General features: G+C 71.5%; 24 protein-coding genes. 15 read left to right on the plus strand and 9 right to left on the minus strand.

Annotated features, from left to right (window positions below; genetic code table 11):
- The first annotated feature begins 136 nt into the window (after positions 1-136).
- From ACIRHA_RS02525 to ACIRHA_RS02550, 6 genes are all read left to right on the plus strand, one after another.
- Positions 137-1,702 carry a hypothetical protein gene (locus ACIRHA_RS02525; RefSeq protein WP_403839011.1) on the plus strand — a complete coding sequence of 522 codons (1,566 nt, stop codon included), beginning with the start codon at positions 137-139 and terminating at the stop codon, positions 1,700-1,702.
- 105 nt (positions 1,703-1,807) lie between these two features.
- Positions 1,808-3,766, plus strand: a complete 1,959-nt coding sequence (locus ACIRHA_RS02530) for a sensor histidine kinase (protein WP_403839013.1) — start codon at positions 1,808-1,810, stop codon at positions 3,764-3,766.
- Between the two features lie 3 nt (positions 3,767-3,769).
- Positions 3,770-4,195 (plus strand): roadblock/LC7 domain-containing protein, encoded by a 426-nt coding sequence (locus ACIRHA_RS02535; protein ID WP_403839015.1) that lies wholly within the window; start codon positions 3,770-3,772, stop codon positions 4,193-4,195.
- A 3-nt stretch (positions 4,196-4,198) separates the two neighbouring features.
- Entirely contained in the window at positions 4,199-4,576 is a 378-nt protein-coding gene (locus tag ACIRHA_RS02540; protein ID WP_403839017.1) for a DUF742 domain-containing protein, read from the plus strand.
- Complete coding sequence (locus ACIRHA_RS02545) at positions 4,554-5,153, plus strand: GTP-binding protein (RefSeq protein WP_403839019.1); 600 nt, start codon at positions 4,554-4,556, stop codon at positions 5,151-5,153. The genes ACIRHA_RS02540 and ACIRHA_RS02545 overlap by 23 nt, the downstream gene beginning before the upstream one ends.
- Positions 5,154-5,169: 16 nt before the next feature.
- Complete coding sequence (locus tag ACIRHA_RS02550; RefSeq protein WP_403839021.1) at positions 5,170-5,742, plus strand: GAF domain-containing protein; 573 nt, start codon at positions 5,170-5,172, stop codon at positions 5,740-5,742.
- Between the two features lie 2 nt (positions 5,743-5,744).
- Here the strand turns inward: ACIRHA_RS02550 and ACIRHA_RS02555 are convergent, their stop codons facing one another.
- From ACIRHA_RS02555 to ACIRHA_RS02570, 4 genes are all read right to left on the minus strand, one after another.
- Positions 5,745-6,935, minus strand: a complete 1,191-nt coding sequence (locus tag ACIRHA_RS02555; RefSeq protein ID WP_403839023.1) for an acyl-CoA dehydrogenase family protein — start codon at positions 6,933-6,935, stop codon at positions 5,745-5,747.
- A 147-nt stretch (positions 6,936-7,082) separates the two neighbouring features.
- Positions 7,083-7,514: a hypothetical protein gene (locus tag ACIRHA_RS02560; protein ID WP_403839025.1), complete on the minus strand. Its 432-nt coding sequence runs from the start codon at positions 7,512-7,514 to the stop codon at positions 7,083-7,085.
- 43 nt (positions 7,515-7,557) lie between these two features.
- The gene (locus tag ACIRHA_RS02565; protein WP_403839027.1) at positions 7,558-8,331 is read right to left on the minus strand and encodes a FadR/GntR family transcriptional regulator; all 774 of its coding nucleotides are present in this window, start codon (positions 8,329-8,331) and stop codon (positions 7,558-7,560) included.
- A complete protein-coding gene (locus ACIRHA_RS02570; RefSeq protein WP_403839029.1) occupies positions 8,328-9,758 on the minus strand; it encodes an amidase in 1,431 nt (476 codons plus the stop codon). The genes ACIRHA_RS02565 and ACIRHA_RS02570 overlap by 4 nt, the downstream gene beginning before the upstream one ends.
- A gap of 122 nt (positions 9,759-9,880) precedes the next feature.
- Between ACIRHA_RS02570 and ACIRHA_RS02575 the strand changes: the two genes are divergently transcribed.
- Genes ACIRHA_RS02575 through ACIRHA_RS02605 form a run of 7 tightly spaced genes read left to right on the plus strand, consistent with a single transcriptional unit; the run spans position 9,881 to position 17,464 of the window.
- Positions 9,881-11,431 carry an ABC transporter substrate-binding protein gene (locus ACIRHA_RS02575; protein WP_403839031.1) on the plus strand — a complete coding sequence of 517 codons (1,551 nt, stop codon included), beginning with the start codon at positions 9,881-9,883 and terminating at the stop codon, positions 11,429-11,431.
- A gap of 16 nt (positions 11,432-11,447) precedes the next feature.
- Entirely contained in the window at positions 11,448-12,395 is a 948-nt protein-coding gene (locus ACIRHA_RS02580) for an ABC transporter permease (protein WP_403839033.1), read from the plus strand.
- Positions 12,395-13,261, plus strand: a complete 867-nt coding sequence (locus ACIRHA_RS02585) for an ABC transporter permease (RefSeq protein ID WP_403839035.1) — start codon at positions 12,395-12,397, stop codon at positions 13,259-13,261. The genes ACIRHA_RS02580 and ACIRHA_RS02585 overlap by 1 nt, the downstream gene beginning before the upstream one ends.
- Entirely contained in the window at positions 13,258-14,304 is a 1,047-nt protein-coding gene (locus ACIRHA_RS02590) for an ABC transporter ATP-binding protein (protein WP_403839037.1), read from the plus strand. The genes ACIRHA_RS02585 and ACIRHA_RS02590 overlap by 4 nt, the downstream gene beginning before the upstream one ends.
- Positions 14,297-15,145, plus strand: a complete 849-nt coding sequence (locus tag ACIRHA_RS02595) for an ATP-binding cassette domain-containing protein (RefSeq protein WP_403839039.1) — start codon at positions 14,297-14,299, stop codon at positions 15,143-15,145. Before ACIRHA_RS02590 ends, ACIRHA_RS02595 begins: the two co-directional genes overlap by 8 nt.
- Positions 15,142-16,638 (plus strand): aldehyde dehydrogenase family protein, encoded by a 1,497-nt coding sequence (locus ACIRHA_RS02600; protein WP_403839041.1) that lies wholly within the window; start codon positions 15,142-15,144, stop codon positions 16,636-16,638. Before ACIRHA_RS02595 ends, ACIRHA_RS02600 begins: the two co-directional genes overlap by 4 nt.
- 4 nt (positions 16,639-16,642) lie before the next feature.
- The gene (locus tag ACIRHA_RS02605) at positions 16,643-17,464 is read left to right on the plus strand and encodes an SDR family NAD(P)-dependent oxidoreductase (RefSeq protein ID WP_403839043.1); all 822 of its coding nucleotides are present in this window, start codon (positions 16,643-16,645) and stop codon (positions 17,462-17,464) included.
- 11 nt (positions 17,465-17,475) lie between these two features.
- On the opposite strand, the gene ACIRHA_RS02610 is transcribed toward ACIRHA_RS02605, so the two are convergent.
- The 3 genes from ACIRHA_RS02610 to ACIRHA_RS02620 form a co-directional block, all read right to left on the minus strand.
- The gene (locus tag ACIRHA_RS02610) at positions 17,476-18,210 is read right to left on the minus strand and encodes a class I SAM-dependent methyltransferase (RefSeq protein ID WP_403839045.1); all 735 of its coding nucleotides are present in this window, start codon (positions 18,208-18,210) and stop codon (positions 17,476-17,478) included.
- 81 nt (positions 18,211-18,291) lie between these two features.
- On the minus strand, positions 18,292-19,266 hold the full coding sequence (locus tag ACIRHA_RS02615) for an ornithine cyclodeaminase family protein (protein ID WP_403839047.1): 975 nt from the start codon (positions 19,264-19,266) through the stop codon (positions 18,292-18,294).
- Between the two features lie 65 nt (positions 19,267-19,331).
- On the minus strand, positions 19,332-20,072 hold the full coding sequence (locus tag ACIRHA_RS02620) for a helix-turn-helix domain-containing protein (RefSeq protein WP_403839049.1): 741 nt from the start codon (positions 20,070-20,072) through the stop codon (positions 19,332-19,334).
- Positions 20,073-20,316: 244 nt separating this feature from the next.
- Here ACIRHA_RS02620 and ACIRHA_RS02625 point away from each other — a divergent pair, with 244 nt between their 5' ends.
- Positions 20,317-20,988, plus strand: coding sequence for a DUF4097 family beta strand repeat-containing protein (locus ACIRHA_RS02625; RefSeq protein WP_403839051.1), 672 nt, complete (start codon positions 20,317-20,319; stop codon positions 20,986-20,988).
- 46 nt (positions 20,989-21,034) lie between these two features.
- Positions 21,035-21,850, plus strand: a complete 816-nt coding sequence (locus ACIRHA_RS02630; protein WP_403839053.1) for an alpha/beta fold hydrolase — start codon at positions 21,035-21,037, stop codon at positions 21,848-21,850.
- On the opposite strand, the gene ACIRHA_RS02635 is transcribed toward ACIRHA_RS02630, so the two are convergent.
- Both ACIRHA_RS02635 and ACIRHA_RS02640 read right to left on the minus strand, forming a co-directional pair.
- The gene (locus tag ACIRHA_RS02635) at positions 21,851-22,570 is read right to left on the minus strand and encodes a hypothetical protein (RefSeq protein ID WP_403839055.1); all 720 of its coding nucleotides are present in this window, start codon (positions 22,568-22,570) and stop codon (positions 21,851-21,853) included.
- 119 nt (positions 22,571-22,689) lie between these two features.
- Entirely contained in the window at positions 22,690-23,943 is a 1,254-nt protein-coding gene (locus ACIRHA_RS02640; protein WP_403839057.1) for an SLC13 family permease, read from the minus strand.
- Positions 23,944-24,005 lie beyond the last annotated feature (62 nt).

Raw genomic sequence — 24,005 nt, forward strand, 5'->3', positions numbered from 1 at the left:
ATGGCGTCGACATAATCACAGCCATGGATCTCTGCAACCGCACATGCCTTCGGCATGCGCACCGTCACATACCGGCCGGTCGACGGGGGTTAGGGGTCCCCTGGACGAGCGCCGTCCACGCGGGGGCGAGGCGCTGATGGCCCGGCGGACGTTGCTGCGAGTGCTGTTGGAGGAGCGCGGCTGCCACGGCTACGCGGTCTTCGATGCGGAGTTCGGGCGCGCGGCCGAGGCCGCCGCGCGGGACCTGGGGCGCCCCGGACTCGCCGCGGTGTCGGCGTCGCAGGCGACGTGGAAGCGGTGGCTCAGCGGCGAGCAGGTGCCGCGCGCGGACACCGCGACGGTGCTTGAGCACTGGCTCGGCGCCGACGTCGCGGCGCTGTTGAGGCCGGCGGCCGACGAGCGGGACGGCCCCCGGCCGCGTACCGGCGCCGAGGTGGTCAGGGACACCGCGCGGGCGCTCGACGACGCGTTCGGCGGCTCCTCGCTCAGACTCCCCGACGCGGCCTCAGGACTCGAAGGGCTGTGGCACCTGACCGGCAGGCACCGGTTCGACGGCGCCCAACTGCCCGTGCAGATCTACGAGGCGGACGAGCATGCCGGACTCGTCATCATCGGCGCCGCGGACCAGCCGCACGTCCGGCACTTCATCCGGCCCACCAGACGCGCCCTCATCCTCGCCGAGTCCCAGGGCAGCGCGTACGCCCTGGACGCCGCGTACGCGAAGCGCAGCCTGGTCACCGGCGGCGACATGCTCACCATCCCGTCCGCCTACCGGGTCGACCAGCTCACGTACGCGCTGCTGTGGGCGATGACCAATCTGGACGACAGCCTCCAGGCCGACGACGCCGTGCTCCACGCCGAGCAGCAGCGGCTCGGCCCCTTCCTGGAGCAGCGGCGCTCGGCCATGGCCCGCGCCGCGATGCCGGAACTCACCAACGTGAGCGCGGCCTGGCTCGGCATGCACGTCTGCGCCCGGCACATCACCCGCCAACTCGCGGGCACCAGCGCCCCGCCGCTGTTCTGGACGCCGCTGCCCTCCGCCGAGGATGCCGCGGCCTGGCTGTTCTTCGCGTGCTGGCCCGAGTACCTGAGCGCCATCCGGGACGGCGCCGGGGCCGCACCCTCCGAGCGGGCGCTCTACATCCCGGAGGCAGTCCTGCGGGACGCCGGGCCCCATGAGCGCGTCCTGCTGTGGCTCGCCGTGGCCCTGATGGAGCTGCACGGCCTGGAGGTGCGGGTCTACGCCGACCCGGGCTTCGCGCGCACCGACGCCTTCGTCCTGGTCCCCGACGACAAGGTGATCGTCACCAACTGGATGGCGGAGCACGGCATCTGGCACGTCGACACCAGCGACTCCCTTGCCGACGTCCGCGCGTGCACGGAACTGCTCGCCCGGGCCCGCGCCCGCGCGGTGACCCACGGCGCGAGCCCCGAGGACCGGCTGCGCTCGCTCGCCGGCCACCTCGACGTGGACTGGGAGTGGCTGACGCGGCGCTGCGGCGAGCTGGCGACATTCGGTACCGGAGGGCTGCTGCGGCCCCGCAGCAGACTCGTCGACACCGCGTCCCTCGACGCGGTGCTGGCCTTCGCGGGGAAGCTCGGCGGGAGTGCCCCACCAGGCGGCGCACCGGCCGAAACCGGAACGACCCTGAAACGACCCTGGGCTGAAGTAGCCCCGAACGCCCCTGAAGCCGCAGGGTAGTTCAAGATCTTGACGCGGCTGTTTTCCGAGGTGCGGGCGAACGACAGGCCCTAGTGGTCCGCCACATGCACCGTGCGCCGCTCGCTTCTCTACCGAGGAACCCCCATGCCTGACTACTCCGCGGACGGTGCCGCCGTGGGCGGCCGCGGCCTGCACCGCGGCAATCCCGCGTCGACGCTGCTCTCCGAGAAAGGGCTGCGGCAGCGCCTGACCCTGCTCGCCGTCGCCCCGACCGCGTCCGTCACCGTCGCGGCGGCGGGCGCGTACGCGGCGTGTGTCGGATCGGACTCCGCCGCGGTGGCCTGGGGCGCGGGCGCCGGAGCCACCGTGCTCTGCGGGTCGGCCATCGGCTTCGCCTGGCGCGCGGCGCGCGCCACCGCCCGCACCCTGCACACCGTGCAGGCCGCCCAGGAAGCGAGCGTCGCCGAGCGGACCGCCCGCCTGCGGGCCGCCCTGAGCGAGCGCATCGACGGGATCCAGCGGGCGGCCGAGCGGATCCAGCGGGGCGAGCCCGCGGGGCTGCCCGTCGCCGCGCCCGAGCGGATGATCGACTCGCATCCGCTCGCCGTGCTCGAACACGAGCTGCACCACGGGCTGCACGCCACGCACTCCGCGGTCCTGCAGGCCGCGACGCGCCGCCAGCTCGACGCGTTCACCACCATCGCCCGCCGGCTGCAGACACTGGTGGTCCGCGCGCTCAAGAGCCTCGACGACGCCGAGCGCATCGTGGAGGACCCCGAACTGCTCAACACCCTGTTCGGCATCGACCACTTGATCACCCGGATCCAGCGGTCCGTCGAGTCCATCGCCGTCCTCGGCGGCGCCGTCCCGCGCGAGATCCGCCACCCGGTGCCGCTGGCGACAGTGCTGCGCCAGTCCATCGCCGAGATCGAGCAGTACCCGCGGGTCCGAGTGATGCCCGTGGCGGGCGGTGTGCAGGTGCGTGGACACGCCGCCGTCGAGACGATCCACCTCATCGCCGAACTCGCGGAGAACGCCACGCGGTTCTCGCCGCCCACCAGTCAGGTCCTGATCCGTTCCGCGATGGCCGGCTCCGGCATGGTGATCGAGGTCGAGGACCGGGGTCTCGGCATGTCGGACGAGGACCGGCGCCGGATGAACGAACTCCTCGCCCACCCCGAGCAGTACGACGTCGAGCAGCAGCTCAAGGACGGCCGCACGGGGCTGTTCGTCGCCGCGAAGATCGCGTCGAGGCGCGGCCTCACGGTTCGCCTCGAGGCCAACATGTACGCGGGTACGCAGGCGATCGTGATCCTGCCGCACGCGGTGCTGCACACGCCCGCGGACGACGCCGCGCCCTCCGGGCCCACCCGGCCCGAACCCGCGGCACCGGCTGCCCGGACTGCCGCGCCGGGCCCCGCCGAGCAGGCGGCCTATGCGTCCGGGCCCGCCCCGGCGTACGCGTCCCACCAGGACGCCCACGTTCCCGCGGCAGCGGCGCCGCTGCCGGACGCCGTGCCGGTCGGGCCGGTGGGGCCGGTCGTCCAGGCGGGTGCGCGGTCCGGGGAGCGGCACGGTGAGCAGCCGCGGGAGGCCGGGGTGTGGCATGAGGCGGAGGCCGGGGCGGTGCCTCACGCGGCGGCCTTGCCGCGGCGGGTGCCCGCGGGCCCGGCCACGGGCCGGATCCCGACGGCCGCCACCGCGGGGCCGGCGCCCACGGCCCAGCCGGGCCCGATGCCGCCGCCGGGCCCCGGCCCCACGCCTCGGGGCTCCGCCCCGGACCCCGCTCCTCAATCGCCGGAGGGGCTTGATAGGGCTCAATCGTCGGCGGGGCTTGACAGGGCTCAACCGGCCCCCCAGAGCGGCGGCGGTGACCCCGCCCAGCGCCCGCCCCTGACCCAGCGGACGCGACGTGGGTCCAGTCACCTCGCGCCCGAGCTGCGGCACGGCGGCGCCGCCGAGGGCGAACTCCCGCAGCAGCACACCGAACTCGACGGCGGGCTCCTCGCCCGCTACAGCGGCGGGGTCCAGGCGGCGCGCCGGGAGGCATCCCGGCCCGACGCCTCGCAGCCGCCACGGTCCGACGAACACCAGGAGAACTGACACATGACCACGCAGGCACCTTCCGAGGACCTCGACTGGCTGCTCGCCGACTTCTCGGCCCGAGTGCCCCACGTCCTGGGTGCAGTGCTGGCCTCGAGCGACGGAGTCACCCGCTACCGGCACGGCTTCGACGACGCCGCGGCGGACCGGCTCAGCGCGATCGCCACGGGAATGTGCTCACTCGGCACCGGCCTCAGCACCATCCACCAGCCGATGGCCGGAGTGGAACAGGTCATCGTGGAGTGCGCCGGAGGCTATCTGTTCGTCTCGAAGGCCGGGCTCAACGGGGTGCTCGGCGTCCTCGCCGCGCGCGAGGCGGAGGTCGGCGTCGTCGGCTACGAGATCACCATGCTCGTCAGGAGCGTACGCGGACACCTCGGCACCCCCACCCGTCTCAGTCCGGCGCCCTCGCCCGACTGGGCGCAGTGACCGGTGGACCGCGACCCGACCCCGGAGGGGAGCGCGTGGCTCGCCGAGGACACGGCCACCACCCGCCCCTACGCCCTGACCGGCGGGCGCACCCGCCCGGGCCACCCGCTCGGCCTCGGCTCGCACCTGCGTGTCGACATGGAGCGCCCCGGTCTGCTCCTGCAGCCGGAGGGTGCCCAGGTGCTGGCCCTGTGCCGGCTCGAACCACGCTCCGTCGCCGAGCTCGCGGCCCGGCTGCGGCTGCCCGTTCAGGTCACCAAGGTCATCCTGTCCGACCTCATCGACTCCCATGTCCTCGCCCCGACCGTCCCGCCCCGCGACGCCGACGGCGGCGACCCCAACCTTCTGGAGGCAGTCCTTGTCGGCCTACGCAGCCTCTGACATCCCGCTGACCGCGCTGAAGATACTCGTGGCGGGTGGGTTCGGCGTCGGCAAGACCACGCTGGTCTGCGGCGTCAGCGAGATCGAACCGCTCACCACGGAGGCGGTCCTCACCTCCGCGAGCGCCGGTCTCGACCGGCTCGACGGCGTGGAGAACAAGACCACCACCACGGTCAGCATGGATTTCGGCCGCATCACCCTGTGGCAACAGCAGCTGCAGATCCTGCTGTTCGGCACGCCGGGCCAGGACCGCTTCTGGTTCATGTGGGACGACCTGGCGCTCGGCGCGATCGGGGCCGTCGTCATGGTCGACACCCGCCGCATCGCCGACAGCTTCGCCGCGATCGAGTACTTCGAGGACCGCGGGCTGCCGTTCATCGTGGCCGTCAACGAGTTCGACACCGCGCATCACAGCTATACGTCCACCGAGGTCCGCACCGCCCTGGAGCTCGACCCGGAGGTGCCCGTCGTCCTCTTCGACGCCCGGCGCGCCGACACCGGCCGCCATGTCCTCATCGCCCTCGTCGAATACGCACTGACCCTCAGCCGGCGCCACCGTACGCCCGCGATCCGTTGATCCAGCTGGAGCGACCATGCCCTACGACGCCCTCACCGGCTTCCACAACCCGGCCGCCGACCCCGAACTCGCGGCCCGCGCCGAGCGGTTGAAGCAGCTCGGCCTCGGCGAACCCGACGCCCACTTCGACCGGCTCGCCACGGAACTGGCCGGCGCCGCCGACACCCCGTACGCGATGGTCAACCTCATCACCGACCAGCAGTTCTTCGTCGGCCTGCACACCCCCGAGGGGACCCGGCACACCATGGTGCCGCAGGACCACACCGCCAGCGAGGTCGGCCGTGTGATGTCCCGCGACCACGGCTACTGCCCCGAGGTCCTCTCCCGCCGCAAGCCGCTGGTGCTGCCCGACGTTTACGCGGCGCCGCGCTTCGCCGGCAACCCCGTCGTGGACGAACTGGGCATCCGCGTCTACCTCGGTGCCCCGCTGATCGACCCGCACACCGACCTCGTCCTGGGCACGGTCTGCGCGGTCGGCACGGAGCCCCGCCCCCTCGACAGCGGCCACAACAGCCTTCAGCTCATCAAGCAGGTACGGGACGAGGCGATGCGGCTCATCTACGAGCGGGCGGGTGAGCGGCTTCCGTAGCGCTACGCCGTGACGGTGACGGGCTGGGAGAGCTGCTCGGACCAACGGCTGCGGGAGGTGCCGAGGGCGACCTCGGCGAGGCGCAGCACCTGGATGTCGGAGGTGCCGGCGGGGGAGTAGATGTGCAGGGCGTCCCGCATGAACCGTTCGATCGGGCGGTCGGGGAACAGTCCCGCAGCCGCGTGGATCTCCATCGCGGTGCGGCCCGCGGTGATCGCCGACTCCACGCCCACGTACTTGGCGTTCATCAGCTCCGCGTCGCACGGCGCGCCACTGTCCAGCAGGTGCGCGGCGTTGTAGGCGAGGAGCCGCGCGGTCATCAGGCCCGACTGCATCGCGCCGAGCTTCTGGCGCACGTTCGGCTGGGCGCTGAGCGGTTTGCCGTACCGCTCGCGCTCGTTGAGGAAGCGGACCGTCTCCTCGACGATCGCCTGGTGGATGCCGAGCGACACGGCGGTGAGGTTCGGGCGCCCGTAGAGAATGCTGGAGGAGTACGCGACGTCCAGGCCGCGGCCCTCGCCGCTGAGGAGGTTGGCCGCGGGGACACGGCAGTTGTCGAAGCGCAGCTCACCGAAGCTGAAGCCGTGCAGGCCCATCGCCGGGGTGTGCGGGGCGACGCTGAAGCCGGGCCGGTCGGACTCCACGAGGAACGCGGAGAGCCCGCGCGAACCCTCGGCGGTCCGCGCCACGACGCCATGCAGATCACCGACATGACTGTTGCCGACGTACACCTTGCGCCCGTTGAGGACGTAATCGTCCCCGTCCCGGTACGCGGTGGACTCCATGCCGAGGACGTGGCCGCCGGACTCGGGCTCGGTCACCGCGATCGTCGGGAGGCAGTCGCCGGCGGCTATGCGAGGCAGCCAGGTGCGCCGCTGTGCGTCGTCCCCGAAGTGGATGATCTTCGCGACCCCCAGCTGGGAGGCCTGCGCCATCGCGCCCATGGCCCCGCTGACGCGCGACAGTTCCTCGATGACGATGGTCTTCGCGAGGTGCCCGAGTCCCATGCCGCCGAACTCCGTGTCGACGGTGACGCCGATCCAGCCCTGCCGCGCGATGAGCCGCGCCAGCTCGAACTCGACGGCGCGTGAGGCCTCCATGTCCGCGATTCGGGGAGCGATCTTCTCCTCGGCGAACGACCGCACCTCCGCCCTCAGGTCCTCATGACGTGCCGTCATGACATAGGCGTCCATGGTGCAGCCTCTCCTCCGAGCAACAGATGATCATTCCGTTTCCTACACTGACCATCTGTGGCCGGGAAAACACCAGAGCACCAGGGTCGTTCGAGGGTCGTTTCGCCGAGAACGGCGTGGCGAACTGTCGCCCCACCACCGCCTCCGTCACACGGGGAACCGCCCGGGCTCGTAGTAGCCCGGCACGTCCGGCACGGCTCCTACGGAGGGGAATCCGTCGGCGGGGATGGGCCGGTTGACGACACGTGTCCGTGCGATGCGGGCGGGTCCCAGCCCGGGGACGACCTGCCGCGCCTGCCGGGCCGGGTCCTGGCCTGTGTCGATGAGCGCGTCGGTGTCGTCCGCCCAGCGCAGGTGCCCGCTGGGATGCCACCGGCCGTCCGGCCCGACGATCCCCGCCGGCGCACGGTGGGCCGCCGTGCCCGCGACGTTCAGGTCGAAGTAGGGCCTGGTCACGGTCTTGTTGCTGGCATTGACCCACGAGAAGGACCAGTTGATGACGCCCTCGCCGGGCACCCCGGCGTCGACGAGCACCGCGCGCACCCAGCCGGCACGGATTCCGGCCCACGCAGGCCTCAAGGCCCCCCCGCACCGATGACGGCGACACACCCTGGCACGGTGATCAGCCCTCCTCCCCGTCCACCAGCGCCAGCAACAGCCCCCGTTCCTCCTCCGGCACATACCCCGCGTAGTAGTCGTACAGCGTTCGGCGTGAGATGCGGGCCGCTGCCAGGCCGTCGCGGATGCGGATGGCCTCCAGGACCGCCTGGTGGTGGCGGAGCGACGTGCGCATCAGGGCCTCCCGGTTGTCCGCGTGGGCGACCTTGTCGGCGATCAGGGTGCGGACCGCTCCGCGGACGACCTGGTTGGAGACCTCCAGCAGCGCGTTGCGGCTGGCCCGCGCCACCACCTCGTGGAACGCCACGTCCGCCGTGCTGAACTCCTCGTGGCCCGCGTCGATGGCGTGCGTCATCGCCGTCACCGTCTCCTCCATCGCGGACAGTTCGGCGTCCGTGCGCAGGTGCGCCGCGAGCCGGCCGGCCGAGCCGTCGAGGATCATGCGGAAGGAGATCAGCTCGGCCATCGAGATGTGCTCGACGCGGGCCAGGCGGGTCATCTCCTTGGCCAGTCCGGCTGTCGTGAACGGCAGGATCTCCGGGCCGTGCGGGTCGCCGTGCCGGGAGCGGATGAGGCCGCCGCTCTCCAGGACGCGCAGCGCCTCCCGTACCGTGGGGCGGCTCGCGCCGAACTGGCTGACCAACTCGCGTTCGCTCGGCAGGCGTTGCCCCGGCTTCAGGTCGCCGGATGCGATCGCCTGCTCGATCTGCTCGACGATCCGCTGGTAGAGCCGGACCGGAGCCACCTGCTGAAACCGCGGCCCGTCGTCCGACGTCACGGCGTCTTCCCCTGCTTGCCCCGAGAGGCCTGGTCGGGCCAGCGCGGCACCGCCTCGGCCGGGCGGTTCCGCTCGTACCAGGCCGCCGTCTGGAGGACGCCGAGGTCGTCGAAGCGGCGCCCCGAGATCTGTACGCCGATGGGCCGACCGTCGTCCGTGAAAGCGCAGTTGACCGTCGCGGCGGGCTGACCGGACATGTTGTACGGGGCCGTGAAGCCGATGTGCGACATCGTCCTGCCCGGTTCCATGAACGGCATCGGCTGTTCGGCCGGGAAAGCCGACACGGGCGCCACCGGCGACAGCACGATGTCGTACGGGAGCGTCGCCGCCACCGTCCGGGCCTGGATCCGCATGATCTGCTGGTAGCAGCGGAGCACCCGCGTGCCGGGTACGTCGGCGCCCTCGCGGCACCAGCCCATGATGTACGGGTGGACTCGCAGCGCCGCCTCGGGGGAGAGCGCACGGAGGTCGTTCCAGGAGCGCACCCGCCAGAACAGGTCCAGGTCGTCCAGGAGTTCCTGGGACATGAACGGCTGCACCTCCTCGACCGTCGCGCCCGCCGACTCGAAGACACCCGCCGCCCTGCGCACCGCCTCCACCACCTCCGGATCGCGCGGCCCTCCGCACCCCGCGTCCAGGTGCAGGCCGACCCGCAGCCCCCGCACCTCACTCCGCTGCTGCGACCAGTCGATGTCCTGCGGCGGCAGGCTCGTCCAGTCGCGCGGGTCGGGCCTGCTCAGCACCCGCATGAACAGGGCCAGGTCCGCGACCGTGCGCGCCATGGGGCCGGCCGCGCGCCCCAAGTACGGTGTGTCCAGGGGGATTCGGCCGTCACTCGGCTTGAGGGTGGCCAGGCCCAGCCACGTACCCGGAAGCCGGATCGAGCCGCCGATGTCCGAGCCGACGTGCAGCGGCCCGTATCCGCCCGCGGCCGCCGCGCCCGCCCCGGAGCTCGAACCGCCTGTCGTCCAGGCCGGGTTCCAGGGGCTGCGCGTGATGCCGTGCCGGCTGGAGACACCGGAGGAGAGCATGCCCCAGTCGGGCATGACGGTCGAGCCGAGGACCGATCCGCCCGATTCCAGGACCCGTTCGGTGATCGGCGCGTCCCGCTCGGGCACCACCGGCTCCACTCCCGCGTTGCCCGAAGGCATCGGGACGCCGCTGCGGGCGATGTTCTCCTTGAGGGTCACCGGCACACCGTCGATCGGCCCCAGCGGCTCCCCGGCCGCCCAACGGGTCTCGCTCGCCGCTGCCGCCTTGCGAGACTCGGCGGGATCCCGCACCCAGAACGCGTTCAGCTCGCCCTCGCGCGCCTCGATCACCGACTGCACGGCGTCGTGCACCTCGACCGGAGACACCGAGCGATCCGCGAAGCGGGCGGTCATCTCGACGGCGGACATGGTGGCCAGATTCTGTTCGGTGGACATCCGCACCCTCTCCTTCGTGCCGGTGGACAGGTACCACCCTCTTGACAGGTACCGCCTCAGTCGTCACGGTACCTGTCAAGTGAGCTTACTGGTCAGGCCAGTTACGGCGGAAGGTGTCGTGCATGAGCAAGGACCGACGGCGCGGGCGCCACGTCCGGACGGCCGCGCCCCTCCTGGCCTGCTGTCTTCTGCTCCTGGCCACGGCCTGCTCCGCCGGTTCCACCGCCGCGGGATCCCGCCCCGATGGCCCCGGCGACTCCCTCGCGATCGGCGTCACCGCCGAACCCGCCAACCTCGACTTCACGAAGACCGACGGCGCCGCCATCCCCCAGGCGCTGCTCTACAACGTCTACGAGAACCTGGTGAAGCTCGACCAGCACGGCAGGATCAGGCCCTCGCTCGCGAGGAAATGGGAGCTGTCGAAGGACCGCAGGACATACACCTTCCACCTCACCAAGAACGCGAAGTTCAGCAACGGCGCACCGTTCACCGCCGAGGACGCCAAGTTCTCCATCGAGCGCGTCGTCCCCAAGTGGACCGTGGCGCTGAAGGCCCAGATGAGCGTCGTGGACCGCGTACGGGCCGTGTCCCGCGACGAGTTGAAGGTGACACTGAAGCGGCCCAGCAACGACTGGCTGTACCGGATGACCACCCGTACCGGCGCCATGTTCAGCCGCACCGGCGTCGGCAGGCTGGCCACCGACCCCGTCGGCACCGGACCGTACGAGCTGAAGAGCTGGAACCGCGGCGACTCGATCACCCTCGCCCGCCGCCCGGACTACTGGGGCCGCGCACCGCACTTCGACACGGTCACGCTCAAGTACTTCAAGGACCCGACGGCGATGAACAACGCGCTGCTCACGGGCACCATCGATGTCATCGCCGCGATGCAGTCACCGGACTCCTTGTACCGCTTCGAGAACAACCCCAAGTACCGCGTCATCGAGGGCTCGACCAACGGCGAGGTGATGCTCTCGCTGAACAACGGTTCAGGGCCCATGAAGAGCAAGAAGGCCCGGCAGGCGGTCCGTTACGCCATCGACCACCGGGCCCTCGTCGACACCTGCTGGGGTGGGCGCGGCAAACTCATCGGCAGCATGGTCCCGCCCACCGACCCCTGGTACCAGGACCTCACCGGCCTGTACCCGTACGACCGGGACAAGGCGCGCAGGCTCCTCAAGGAGTCGGGCGAGGCCGGGCGCACCCTGCGGCTGCGGATCCCGACGCTGCCGTACGCCGCCGCCTGCGGCACCGTCGTCAAGAGCCAGCTCGAACAGGCCGGATTCAAGGTCGAGTTGAGCCAGCTGGAGTTTCCCGCGGCCTGGCTGACCACCGTCTTCAAGAACGCCGACTACGACATGACGATCATGTCCCACGTCGAACCCCGCGACATGCCCGCCGTGTTCGGCGACAAGAACTACTACACCCGCTACGACAACCCCGCGTTCCGCGACCTCCTCGCGAAGGCGGACACCGGCAGCCAGAAGGAGCAGACCGCCTCGATGAGCGCGGCCGCCCGGACGCTGTCGAAGGACGCCGCCGCCGACTGGCTGTTCCTGCTGCCGAACCTGATGGTGGCGGACGCGGACATCACAGGACTGCCGGTCAACAGCGTCACCGAATCCCTTGACCTCACCGGCCTGAGCCGGTCCGGCCGCTCCGACCAGCCCTGAAAGGCGGCCTGAACCGATGATCGTCCGTCTTGCGCAGCGGATCGCGATCCTGCTGGCGAGCCTGTTCGTGAGCTCCGTCGTGGTGTTCGCGTTCATGGCGGTGCTGCCCGGTGACCCCGCGCGCGTCGCTCTCGGGACCGGCGCGTCCGACTCCGCGGTGTCCCAACTGCGCGCACAGTTCGGCCTCGACCGCTCCCTCGTCGACCAGTACGTGAGCTGGCTGCACGACCTGGTCACCTTCGACCTCGGCAACTCCTACATCTCGCACACGCCGATCGGACCGCAGCTCGCCGACCGCCTCCTGGTCACCCTGTGGCTCGTGGGGACCGGCATGGTGATCGCGTGCCTCGTGGCGGTGCCGCTGGGCACGCTGATGGCAGTACGGCACCGCAAACCGTCCGGGCTCGTCCTGTCGGCGCTGTCCCAAGTGGGCGTCGCCGTACCGGCGTTCCTCGCGGGCATCCTCATGATCACCGTGTTCGCGGTGGGACTCGGCTGGCTGCCGGCCAACGGCTGGACACCACCGGCCGACGATCCGGTGCTCTTCCTCAAACAGCTGCTGATGCCCGCGCTGTCACTGGGATTGGTACAGGCCGCCGTCCTCACCCGCTACGTCCGCAGCTCCGTGCTCGACGTGCTGCGCGAGGATTACCTGCGCACCGCCCGCGCCAAGGGCCTGCGCCCGATGAAGGCACTGGTGCGGCACGGGCTGCGCAACGCGTCCGTGCCGGTCGTCACCGTCCTGGCGCTGCAACTGGCGACGCTTCTCGTCGGAGCCGTCGTCATCGAGCGGGTCTTCGTGATCCCAGGACTCGGCAGCCTGCTGCTCGACAGCGTCGCCGGCCGGGACCTCATCGTCGTGCAGGACGTCGTCATGATCATCGCGGCGGCGGTGCTGCTCGTGAACTTCCTCGTCGACCTGGCCTATGTGCTGATCGACCCTCGACTCAGGGTGCGTGGGTGATGGCTGCTTCGAACACCGTGGACGTCGGCGCGTCGGCACGGCGCCGCCGCAGGCCCCTGCCCGGCTCCCTGCTCGTCGGCGGCACCGTCGTCGCGCTCGTGGTCGCCGTGGCCCTGCTGTCCTTCATCTGGACGCCGCACGACCCGACGCTGGTCGACCCCGCCGTACGCATGCAGGACCCGTCCGCCGAGTACTGGTTCGGCACCGACAAGTTCGGCCGCGACGTCTTCAGCCAGATCATGATCGGCTCGCGGACGACGCTCTACGTCGGCCTGGTCGCGGTCGGCGTCGCCGCGGTCGTCGGGGTACCGCTGGGCATCCTCGCCGGAATGGGCTCGCGCCGGCTCGGCGAACTCCTCATGCGCGGCAACGACCTGATCCTCGCGTTCCCCGCTCTGCTGCTCGCCATCATGTTCGCCGCCGTCTACGGCGCGGGGACGGGCGTCGCCATGGTCGCCATCGGCATCGCCTCCATCCCCGGCTTCGCCCGCCTGATCCGCGGCGGCACCCTCCAGGTCATGAGCACGGAGTACGTGCTGGCCGCACGCGCCGCCGGACGCAGACCGCTCGCCATCGCGCTGCGGCACGTACTGCCCAACGTCAGCAGCCTGATCATCGTGCAGGCCTCCGTCGGCTTCGCCATCGCCGTGCTCGCCGAGGCCGCGCTGTCCTTCCTCGGCTTCGGCACCCCGCCGCCCACCCCGTCCTGGGGCCGGATGCTCCAGGAGAGCCAGGAACTGCTGGGCACCGCGCCCCGGCTCGCCGTCTTCCCCGGCCTCGCGATCGCGGTGGCCGTCCTCGGCTTCAACCTGCTCGGCGACGGGCTGCGCGACCGCTTCGACCCCAAGGTGGAGGACAACCGATGACCCCCGCACCGGAGACCCCACCGGACGATGTGCTGAGCGTGAGCGGGTTGAACGTGAGCACTGCCGGCAGTCAACCACTCGTACAGGACGTCGAGTTCACCATCCGCTCCGGCGAACGCGTCGGCCTCATCGGCGAATCCGGCTCCGGCAAGTCACTGACCTCGCTGAGCCTCATGGGCCTGCTCCCCGAAGGGCTGCGCGCCACGGGATCGGTCCGGCTCGCCGGAGTCGACCACGACCTGATCGGGGCGGACGAGGCGCGGATGTCCCGCGTACGGGGCAAGGACATGGCCATGGTGTTCCAGGAGCCCATGACCGCCCTGAATCCCACGATGCGGATCGGCCGGCAGATCGCCGAGGTGCTCCTCATCCACCGCACCCGGCCCGACCGCGCCTCCGCGCACGCCGCCGCCGTGGAACTCCTCGACCAGGTGGGCCTGCCGGATCCGGCGGCCGCGGCGCGCGGCTACCCGCACCAGTTCTCCGGCGGCCAGCGCCAGCGCGTCGTCCTCGCCATCGCGCTGGCCAACGACCCCGCGCTGCTGGTGTGCGACGAACCCACCACCGCGCTCGACGTCACCGTGCAGGCCCGCGTCCTCGACCTCATCGTGCGCGGGGTGCGGGACCGCGGCTCGGCGCTCCTGTTCATCACGCACGACCTGGCCGTGGTCGCCACCGCCTGCGAACGCGTCATGGTGATGTACGGCGGCCGGATCGTCGAATCCGGGCCCGTACGCGAGGTGTTCACACGCCCCAGACACCGGTACACGCAGGGCCTGATCGGCGCGTCCGACCTGACGGCCGTCGACGAGCGCGGCCGACTCGCCACCATCGGCGGTTCGGTGCCCCCGGCCGGCGCCTTTCCCGAAGGATGCGTGTTCCGCAACCGGTGCACCAAGGCCACCGACCTGTGTGCGACACGCCCCGCGTGGACCGCTACGGGCCCCGACGCGGGCTACGCGTGCTTCCACCCCGTGCCGAGAGGCCACGGCGGCGTACGGGACGCGGACACCCCCGACCACCAGGAGGCAGGACGTGGCTGAGCAGCAGACGGGCGGCGACGCCCTCCGTGTCACCGACATCACTCGCGACTACCACCGGCCGCGCGCCTCGCTGCGCACACCCGCGCCGCCCGTGCACGCCCTGCGCGGCGTCAGCTTCTCCGTGCCGCGCGGCGGGCGCTTCGGCATCGTGGGGGAGTCGGGGTGCGGCAAGTCGACGCTGTTGCGCATCCTGGCGGGGCTCGACAAGCCGACGAGCGGCACCGTCGAGGTCGAGGGGCGCGACATCACGCGACTCAAGGAACGGCGACTCCGCTTCGTCCGCGAGCGCCTCCAACTCGTCTTCCAGGACCCGATGAGCTCGCTCGACCCACGCATGAAGGTGGGCGACATCGTCGCGGAGCCGCTCGTCGCGCAGGGCATCGCGAACCGCAAGGAGCGGGTGGCGGAACTCCTCGAATCCGTGGGCCTCGGCGCCGACGCCGCGCGACGCCACCCGCACCAGTTCTCCGGCGGCCAGCGCCAGCGCATCTCCATCGCCCGCGCCCTGGCCCCGCGCCCGAACATCATCGTGGCCGACGAGCCGGTCAGCGCCCTGGACGTGTCCGTACGCGCGCAGGTACTCAACCTCATCGCCGACCTCGTCGACGAGCTGAACCTCACGCTCGTCTTCGTCTCCCACGACCTGTCCGTCGTACGGCACGTGTGCGACCGCGTCGCCGTCATGCGGGCGGGCGAGATCGTCGAGAGCGGGCCGACCGAGGAGCTCTACGAGAACCCGCAACACCCGTACACCCGCAGGCTGATCGCCGCCGTGCCCACGCTGGAGAAGGCGCTGGCCGGAGTGACGGCGGCCGACCTCAACCAGGAGCACCACTCGTGAACGCACACCCTGAACCGGCCGCGGCAGAAAGCGCGTTGACGTCGCAGTTCCCCGAAGGTCTGCCCGTCGGCGACACCTGGCTGCCGGCGCCGGCGAGCGACGAAGTGCGCTTCCCGTACGACGGGTCGGTCATCGCCCGCGCGCCCGTCGGCGACACGGCGCTGGCCCGCCGGGCGCTTGACGAGGCGGTCGCGGCCCGCACCCGCGTCGGAGCCCTGCCCTCGCATATCCGCAGCTCGGCCCTTCAGGCGACGCACGACGCGATCGCCGCCCGCCGCACCGACTTCGAGCGCCTCCTCGTCCTGGAAACGGGAAAGCCCCTGGTCGACTGCCGGGTGGAAGTGGCCCGCACGCTCCTGACGCTGCGTACGTCCGCCGAGGAGGTGGCGCGGCTGCACGGCGAGACGGTGCCGCTCGACCTGCTGCCTTCGGGCGAAGGGCTGCTCGGCTTCTGGACCCGCAAGCCGATCGGCGTCGTGGTCGGCATCGCCGGGTTCAACTACCCGCTGCTCCTCGCCGCGCACAAGCTCGCGCCGTCGGTCGCGGCCGGCTGCCCGGTCATCGCCAAGCCCGCCCCGCAGACACCGCTGGCCACGCTGTGGCTGGTCCGCCTGCTGCGCGAGGCGCTGGGCGCGGCCGGGGCGCCGCGGGCGGCGGTGCAACTGGTCACCGGAGGCCCCGAGGTGGGGGAGACACTCACCACGGACCGCCGTATCGGCGCGGTCTCCTTCACCGGCTCCGCAGCCGTCGGCCACCGCATCGCGCGCGACGCCGCACCGACCAGGACGCTCCTCGAACTCGGCTCCAACGCCGCCCTGTTGGTGGCCGCCGACGCCGACCTCGACGCCGCCGCTGACGCGGTCGTGCGCGGCGGTTACTACGCGTCCGGGCAGGCCTGCATCAGCGTCCAGCGGGTCATCGTGGAGGAGGCCGTGCGCGAGGAGTTCGTGGCACTCCTGAAGCAGCGCATCCCGGGGATCGCGACGGGCGACCCGAGGGATGCGGAGACACGTGTGTCGGCACTGATCGACGAGGGCTCGACGAACCGTGTCCGTACGTGGGTCGAGGAAGCGGTGAAGTCGGGCGCGACCCTCGCGGTCGGCGGCGGGGCGACGGGCGGAGTGCTGGATCCCACGCTCCTGCTGGACCCGAACCCCGACCTCGCCGTGTGGAGCGAGGAGGTCTTCGGCCCGGTGGTGTGCCTGCGCTCGGTCCCGGACATGGAGGCGGCCTTCGCCCTGGCCAACGACTCGCGCTACGGGCTGCACGCGAGCGTCTACACCGCCTCGCTGGACACGGCCTTCGCCGCCGTGGAGCGCCTGGAGGCGGGCGGCGTGGTCGTCAACGAGGTCCCCGGCTTCCGCTCCGACACCATGCCGTACGGCGGCGTGAAGGACTCCGGGACGGGCCGCGAGGGGCCGAGGTTCGCGATCGACGAACTGACGGTGACCCGCATGGCAGTGATCCGCCCGACGACGAAGAAGGACCGGTGACACGGTGACGCCCCAGGACTCCCCGCAGCCCGCACAGCCCACGGAACGGACGCAACCCATCGACTACACGGGCCTGTTCCGTCTCGACGGGCGCAGGGCGGTCGTGGTGGGCGGAGGCGGCGGCATCGGCCGCGAGAGCGCGCTGGCGCTGGCCGCGCACGGCGCGCAGGTGGTGTGCGCCGACCGCGACCTGAAGGCGGCCGAGGAGTCGGCGTCGCTGGCCCCCGGCATGTCGGCGTACGCGCTGGACGTCCTGGACACCGACGCGGTGACGCGCGCGGCCGACGAGCTCGGCCCCGTCGACATCCTCGTCTTCACCGCCGCGACGAACGTCCGTAAACGCCTCCTCGACTACACCTCGGAGGAGTTCGACCGGGTCGTCTCCCTCAACCTGCGCGCCTCCTTCGACCTGGTGCGGGCGTTCGGCCGCGGCATGGCGGAGCGCGGCCGGGGCAGCATCGTCGGCTTCAGCTCGATCCGCGCCGTGACGGTGGAGCCCGGTCAGGGCGTGTACGCGGCGACCAAGGCGGGCCTCGTCCAGCTCGCGCGGACGGCGGCGGCCGAACTGGGGCCGTCCGGCGTGCGCGTGAACACCATCGCGCCGGGCGTCGTGTCGACTCCACTGACCGCACAGATCCGCGCGGTCCCGGAGTGGTCCGCCGCGTACGCCGACAAGAGCGCCCTGGGCCGCTGGTCCCGCCCCGACGAACTGGCGGGCGCGGTCGTCTACTTGGCCTCCGACGCGTCGTCCTTCGTGACGGGCAGCCAGCTTTTCGTGGACGGCGGCTGGACGGCGATCGACGGCCGGTACACACCACCGAGCTGATCCGGGAGGAGCTACTGGAGCGGGCGTCGCGCCACGAAGACGAACTCCCGCCCTGGACGGTCGGGCGCCCCACGGACGTCCGTCACCTCGTAGCCGTGCGCGAGCAGATCGCGCTCGACCTCATCCCGCTCGCGGAAGCGCAGCGTCGAGTCCGAGGTCAGGGTCCGGCCGCCGTCCGCGGCGAACGCGAAGGTCTGCCGGAAGGACACCAACGGGCCGTCCACCTCCGTCAGTTGGATCCACTTCTCGACCGGCCCGACGCCGGGGATGTCCGTCACCTGGTGGGTGTGCTCGCGGGTCCACTCCTCCCAGGCGCGGCGGGCCGGATCACGGGTCTCGAAGACGAGGTGTCCGCCGGGGCGCAGGGCATCGTAGGCGCCGCGCAATGTGTCCTGCCACGCCCGTGGGTCGACGATCGCCTGGGCGACGTTGGCCGTCATGGTGGCGAGGTCGACCCGGAGCGGCGGGAGGGTCGTGGCGTCGCCGTCGATCCACCGCACCCGCTCGCTGCCGGGCTTGCCACGGGCCACGTCGAGGGAGGCCGCGGCGGGGTCGACCCCGCCGACCTCGATCCCGCGGTCGGCCAGGAGCAGAGCGAAGACCCCGGTGCCGCACCCGATGTCGAGCACCCGGCGCACCTCGAACTCCTCCGCGATCCGGAGGTAGGCGTCGAGGTCGCCACGGTCGGGGTCGACGAGGTCGTAGATCGCGGCGAGCCGCGGGTGTCCGAAGCATGCGTCAGCCATGGGGACGACGGTAGGCGCGGCCGGAGTCGTTGTCCTGTCCATTATTCGGCAGGGCACGCGCGCGCCCCACGGCAGCGCGGATCAGGGCGAGTTGAGTGCGCGCGCCGCCGCGTCCGCCACCACCGCGTCCTGCCAGGCCATTCCCGAGCCCTTGAACAGCACGGGCCGGTCCGTGGCGTACAGCGACTCGTCGCGGACGACCTGTGCCATGGGGAGCAGCCGCGCGGCCGGCAGCACGCCCTCCGCCACGGGGATCACGATGTCACCGCACTCCCGCAGCGCCGTGTCCACGTCCTCCACGATCACCTGGGCACGGGCCGGCAGGGCCGAGTCCACCTCGCGGGCGTCGGCGTCGTGCGAACCGACGGCCAGGACGACCGCGTCGTCGCCGAGGAGGGCCGAGTCGAAGAGCGGGGTGGGGGAGGGCGTCGCGCACACCACGAGGTCGGCGCGCCGCACCCACGCCGGGGCATCCGCCGTCGCCACCACCCGGTCGTCCCCGACCAGCGCCGGATCCACCCGCGACGGGTCCCGAACGACATAGGTCACCTCGGCGGGTTCGGCGCCGACATCCCGCAACGTCCGCACGTGACTGGCCCCTTGAGGGCCCGCACCGAACACCACCACCCGCCACCGACGCCCCGGCCGGGTCAGCAGCGGCAGTACCGCCGCCACCGACACGGCAGGCGTACGCAGTGTGGTCAGCGCCGCTCCGTCGACGACCGCGGCGGGTGCGTACGACGGCGGGCGGAAGACGAGGTGGACGCCCTGGATGCGGGGCAGGCCGCGATCGGCGTTGGCGGGGACGGCCGAGATCGCCTTCACCCCGACACCGAACTCGGACGCGGCCGGCATGGCGAGCAACTGGCCCTGGCTGTCCGGGAGTTCGAGGATCGAGCGGGGCGGTCCCGCGGCCGTCGGGTCGAGGCCGCCGACGAGTGCCTCACGGATCGCCGCGACCGCCTGACGGGGCGGCAGCAGTTTCGTCAGCTCGGCGGCGCCGATGTACTCGATCCTCGACGGCTGGTCGCTCTGCGTCTTGTCGGCCTTCTGCACCTGTGCTCCTCTTCGCGTGGGCGAGGACGGTTGATCACCGTATCCCCGGACGGACGGACGCGCGGTTAGCCGGCCGGCCCCTCGGTGTCCGCGTCCTCGCCCGGCTCCGGCTTCGTGTGCAGGATCTCGCGCACCTGGTCGGCGGCGCGGAGGATGCTCTCGCTCATGAACTCGCTGAAGCGGGCGATGTTCTCGAGCCGTGCGGCGGCAGCGGAGTCGCGGCCGAGGACCCCGATTCCCTGCCGCGCGACCTCGGCGATCTGCGCGGTGCCGCGGGCGCTCGCGACCGACGACTGGTACCAGACGTCGTCGTCGACGAGATAGCGCTCGCGGCGCCCGGTGTCGCGCTCGCGCCTGATCAGGCCCTGTTCCTCGAGGAACGCCACCGACTTGGAGACGGAGGCCGGGCTGACGTCCAGGCGCCGCACCAGCTCGGACGCGGTGACGCTGCCCGCCTCGCTGGTGAACAGGCATGTCAGGACGCGCGCCGTCATCTTGGGCAGGCCCTGCCGCATGAGGAGGGTCGTGAACGTCTCCTCGTACGCGCGTACCGCCTCGTCGTCCCGCCCCGAAGCCCCGGCGGGCTCGCGCGGGGCGGCCTGCTTGCGGCGGTGGGCGCGGTGTTCGGTGGCGCGGTGTGCGAGGTCGGCACGGTAGGAGGTGGGCCCGCCGTTGCGCATCACCTCGCGGGTGATGGTCGAGGTGGGGCGCTCCAGGCGGCGGGCGATCTCGGCGTAGGCGAGCCCGTCGGCGAGCCCGAGCGAGATCTGCTGCCGTTCCTGCTGGGTGAGTCGGCCTCCCGGCATCGCGAGCACCTCTCCGTCTTCTGGGTGGACCTGACCGGCGTCAGCGTAGCGTTCACCACCATCCCAATGCAACGGAATCATGCGTTCTGTTGCATTAGATCGCCACCAGTTGCAACGAAATAAGGTCATTGACCTGCGTAGTAGCGCTTGCAGTGCAACAAGAACGTTGATTGATCCTGAAACGCAACGTAGCTTTTCACCCATCGGAAACAACACGGAACAACGACAGCTCAAGGAGAGCACGATGCAGAAGTTCGACACCCCCGCCGCCATCTCCGCCGTCCTGCGCCTCCCGGCCGGGCGCGTCCAGGTCATCGCCGCCGACCGCGATGACACCACCGTCGAGGTCCGCCCCGCCGACTCGTCGAAGAGCCGCGATGTGCAGGCCGCCGAGCAGACCACCGTCGAGTTCGCCGACGGTGTCCTGCGGGTCGCCGCCCCGGCCGCCAAGAACCAGCTCCTCGGCGCGTCTGGCGCCATCGAGGTGACGGTCCAACTGCCCGCCGGTTCCGGCGTCGAGACCATCGCGGCCGCCGTCGAGTTCCGCGGCGTCGGACGGCTCGGCGAGCTCGCCTGCGAGGGCGCGCACGGCACCGTGAAGATCGACGAGGCCGCGAGCGTGCGGCTGTCCTCCTACGCCGGCGATGTCACGGTCGGCCGGCTGACCGGCCCCGCCGACATCAAGGTGCAGAAGGGCGACATCCGGATCGCCGAGGCCGCGTCGGGCGCGCTCGAACTGAACACCCAGATGGGCGACGTGACGGTCGACGCGGCCCCTGGTGTCTCCGCCACCCTCGACGCGGGCACCGGTTACGGCCGGATCCACAACTCGCTGATGAACTCCGAGGGCGCGAAGGCCGGGCTCACCATCCACGCGACGACCGGCCACGGGGACATCACCGCCCGCAGCCTGTGACGCTGCCCGCCCCACCGACCCACCGACCGTCGAACCAGGAGAAGCCATGACGAACCGCACCGTACCCTCGGCCGCCGCTCCGTGGACCGGCATGGTCCCGGTCGACGACACCGCTCTCGCCGTCACCGACTCCGGCGGCCCCGGCATCCCGGTCCTCTACCTCAACGGCCAGTTCGCGACGCAGGGTTACTGGCGCCGGGTCCTCGCCGACCTCGGCCCGCGGTGGCGGCACATCACCTACGACGAGCGGGCCCGCGGCCGGAAGTCCGGGCGCTCGGCGGACTACTCCTTCGAGGCCGCCGTCCGTGACGTCGACGCGGTCCTCGCCGCCAGAGGCGTCGACCGGGCGCTCATCGTGGGCTGGTCCTACGGCGCGTACGTCGGCGCGCACTGGACCAGCCGGAACCCGGGGCGTGCGATCGGGACGGTCCTGGTCGACGGCGCGCAGCCCTACGACTGGATGGACGAGGCGATGGAGGCGCGAGTCCGGAAGCTGTTCCGACGCGTCGGTTGGTTCTCGCCACTGGTCCGTCCGACGGGCCTCATCCCGCGAATGTCCGCCGCGCAGATGGCCGAGAGCAACATCGAACTCGGCAGGATCGGCGGCAAGAGCGAACTGGGCGCCGTGCTCGACGCCATCACCGTCCCGACGCGTTACGTGGTGGCTTCCGGCTCGTCCTTCGGCAGTCGCGGCGACGAGCAGGAGCGCATCCGTGCCGGTCTCGCCGAGGTGACCGCTCGCAACGCCCACATCGAGATCCACGCCAAGGTCGCCAGCAACCACGGGGCGATCCTGAAGAAGGACCACCTGGCCATCGCCGAGGCCGTCCGTGAGGTCGCGGCGCAGGACGGCAAGCGTTGATCAAGGGGAGAGCCCGTTCGTGCCCCGGTAGGGGATCGGCCTCCCGGAGTGTGCGTCGAGCAGGACTCGGTCGCCCAGGGGCTTGCTCAGTCTCACCTCGACCGGCTTCAGCTTCCCCTGCTTCGTGCAGACACGGTCGTCGTCCTGGCCGGTGACCGTGGCGGACAACACGACGCTGCCGCGGGTCTCCAGCGCCTCCACCGCCGGGCCGTCGTCGCAGACACCGTGCATGGCGACGACGGTCACCGCGCGCCCGTCGGCGGAGACCCGGAGCAGACGGTCGAGCGGGAAGCCGAGTTGTGGCACCCCGTCGGCGTGCGGGCCCGCCAGGCTCACGTACGCCTCTTTCGCCTCCGCCAGCGGACGGGTGAGTGACCCGCCAGCCGCCCAGGTCACCTTGCCGTCCTTCGGCGCGGCGCCGGGCAGCGTGCCTCGCATCCTGAAGTTCCGGTGCTCGTACGCCTGTTGGTCGGCGCCGTCGCGAAGGCCGTCGCGCGGGAGCTGGATCGCCTCCCCGGTGGGGTGGTATCCGGCCCGCCACGCGGCGGCCGCCGACGAACCGTCCCAGGCGTCGGCCACCTGCCGGGCCCGCTCGGCGAGCGCGTCGCCGTCGTCCCCCGCCACCTTCTCGCTGCCGCAACCCGCCGCGGCGACAAGCCCGATGACGGACAGGGCGACACCTGCCGACTCCCTGCCGGAGCGAACTGCCCCGATGCGCATGTGACCTCCTGGACGACACCCGGGCCCACGGCCGGTTGCTCTGCCCCTGTGACGCGGCAGCCCCGGAAAGGGTTCACCCGGTGGGCAGACCGTGCCGCCCGGAGTGGTCGGCGTAGGACTTATGACCAGGGCAGCACCAGCGCGCCCCAGGCGACGACGGGGCCGAGGGCCACGATGCCGCCGGTGTAGCTGATGACCTGGCGGTAGAAGCGGCGGGAGTCGACTCCGCGGGCGTTGCTCAGGACCAGCGCGCCGTTCGTGGAGAAGGGGGAGGTGTCCACGATCGTCGTCGAGACGGCGAGCGCGGCGATCAGGCCCGCGGCGTTGAGATGGCTGGACAGCAGCAGCGGTACGGCGACGGGGATGATCGCGGTAATGATCGCCGTGGAGGACGCGAAGGCCGAGGTGATGGCCACGGTGAAGCACAGCAGCAGGGCGACGAAGAGCGGGGCGCCCAGGCCCGCCGCGTGCTCGGAGATCTTCTCGATGATGCCGGCCTTCTCCAGCATGGCGATGTACGTCATCATGCCCGCGACCAGCAGCAGCGTCGACCAGCTGATCCCGTCCACGGCCTTCTCCTGCCGCTTCATGTCCACCAGCGCGAGCAGCGCGCCCGCCGCGAGCGCCAGCAGCCCGATCTCCAGATGGAAGCCGAGCGCGCCGACCACGAGGACGACCAGGGCGCCGAGGGTCAGCCACTGGCGCCAGTCCGGCATGGCGGTGACGGCCACGTCCTCGTCCTCAAAGGCCTCTTCCGCGTCCTCGGCCAGCGGTGCGGGGCGCTTCGAGAGGACCGCGTAAGTCACCGCCGACAGCACCAGGTTGATCACGAAGCTGGCCGTGAACAGGGTCACGGGGGAGACCTGAAGCGTGGTCTTGTCGACGACCCCCAGCACCAGCGCCCCGGAGACGGCAAGCGGCGAGAACGCCCCCGCGTGTCCGCCGCTGATCACCATCATGCCGACGACCAGCGGGTTCAGCTTGTAGCGGTGGGCGAAGTTCATGCCGATCGGGACGAGCAGCGCGACCGCGGCCGGGGTGAACGTGCCAAAGGCCGTAAGCAGCGCCGCTACCAGGAACAGCACCCACGGAATGAGCGCCACCTTCCCGCGCACCATGCGGACGCCCGCCGTGACGAGCCAGTCGATGGTGCCGTTGCGGCGGGCCACGGAGAACAGATAGGTGACCCCGACGATCGTCACGAAGAGATCCACCGGGAACCCTTCGAAGATCTCCTCCTGCGTGAGCCCGAGGGAGGCGGTGCCGACCACGAAGGTCGCGACGAAGGCGAGGATGCCCAGGTTGATCGGCAGCACGGTGCCGACCACGAACATCACCAACAGGGCGCCTATGGATATCACTAGAGCAGACATCATTGTCCTTGGTGCGGTGGGGACAGGGCAGTGCGGGGGGTGGGTGCGTTCGTGCGTCCCGG

This window comes from Streptomyces sp. NPDC102360, from assembly GCF_044766085.1.
Lineage (GTDB): Bacteria > Actinomycetota > Actinomycetes > Streptomycetales > Streptomycetaceae > Streptomyces.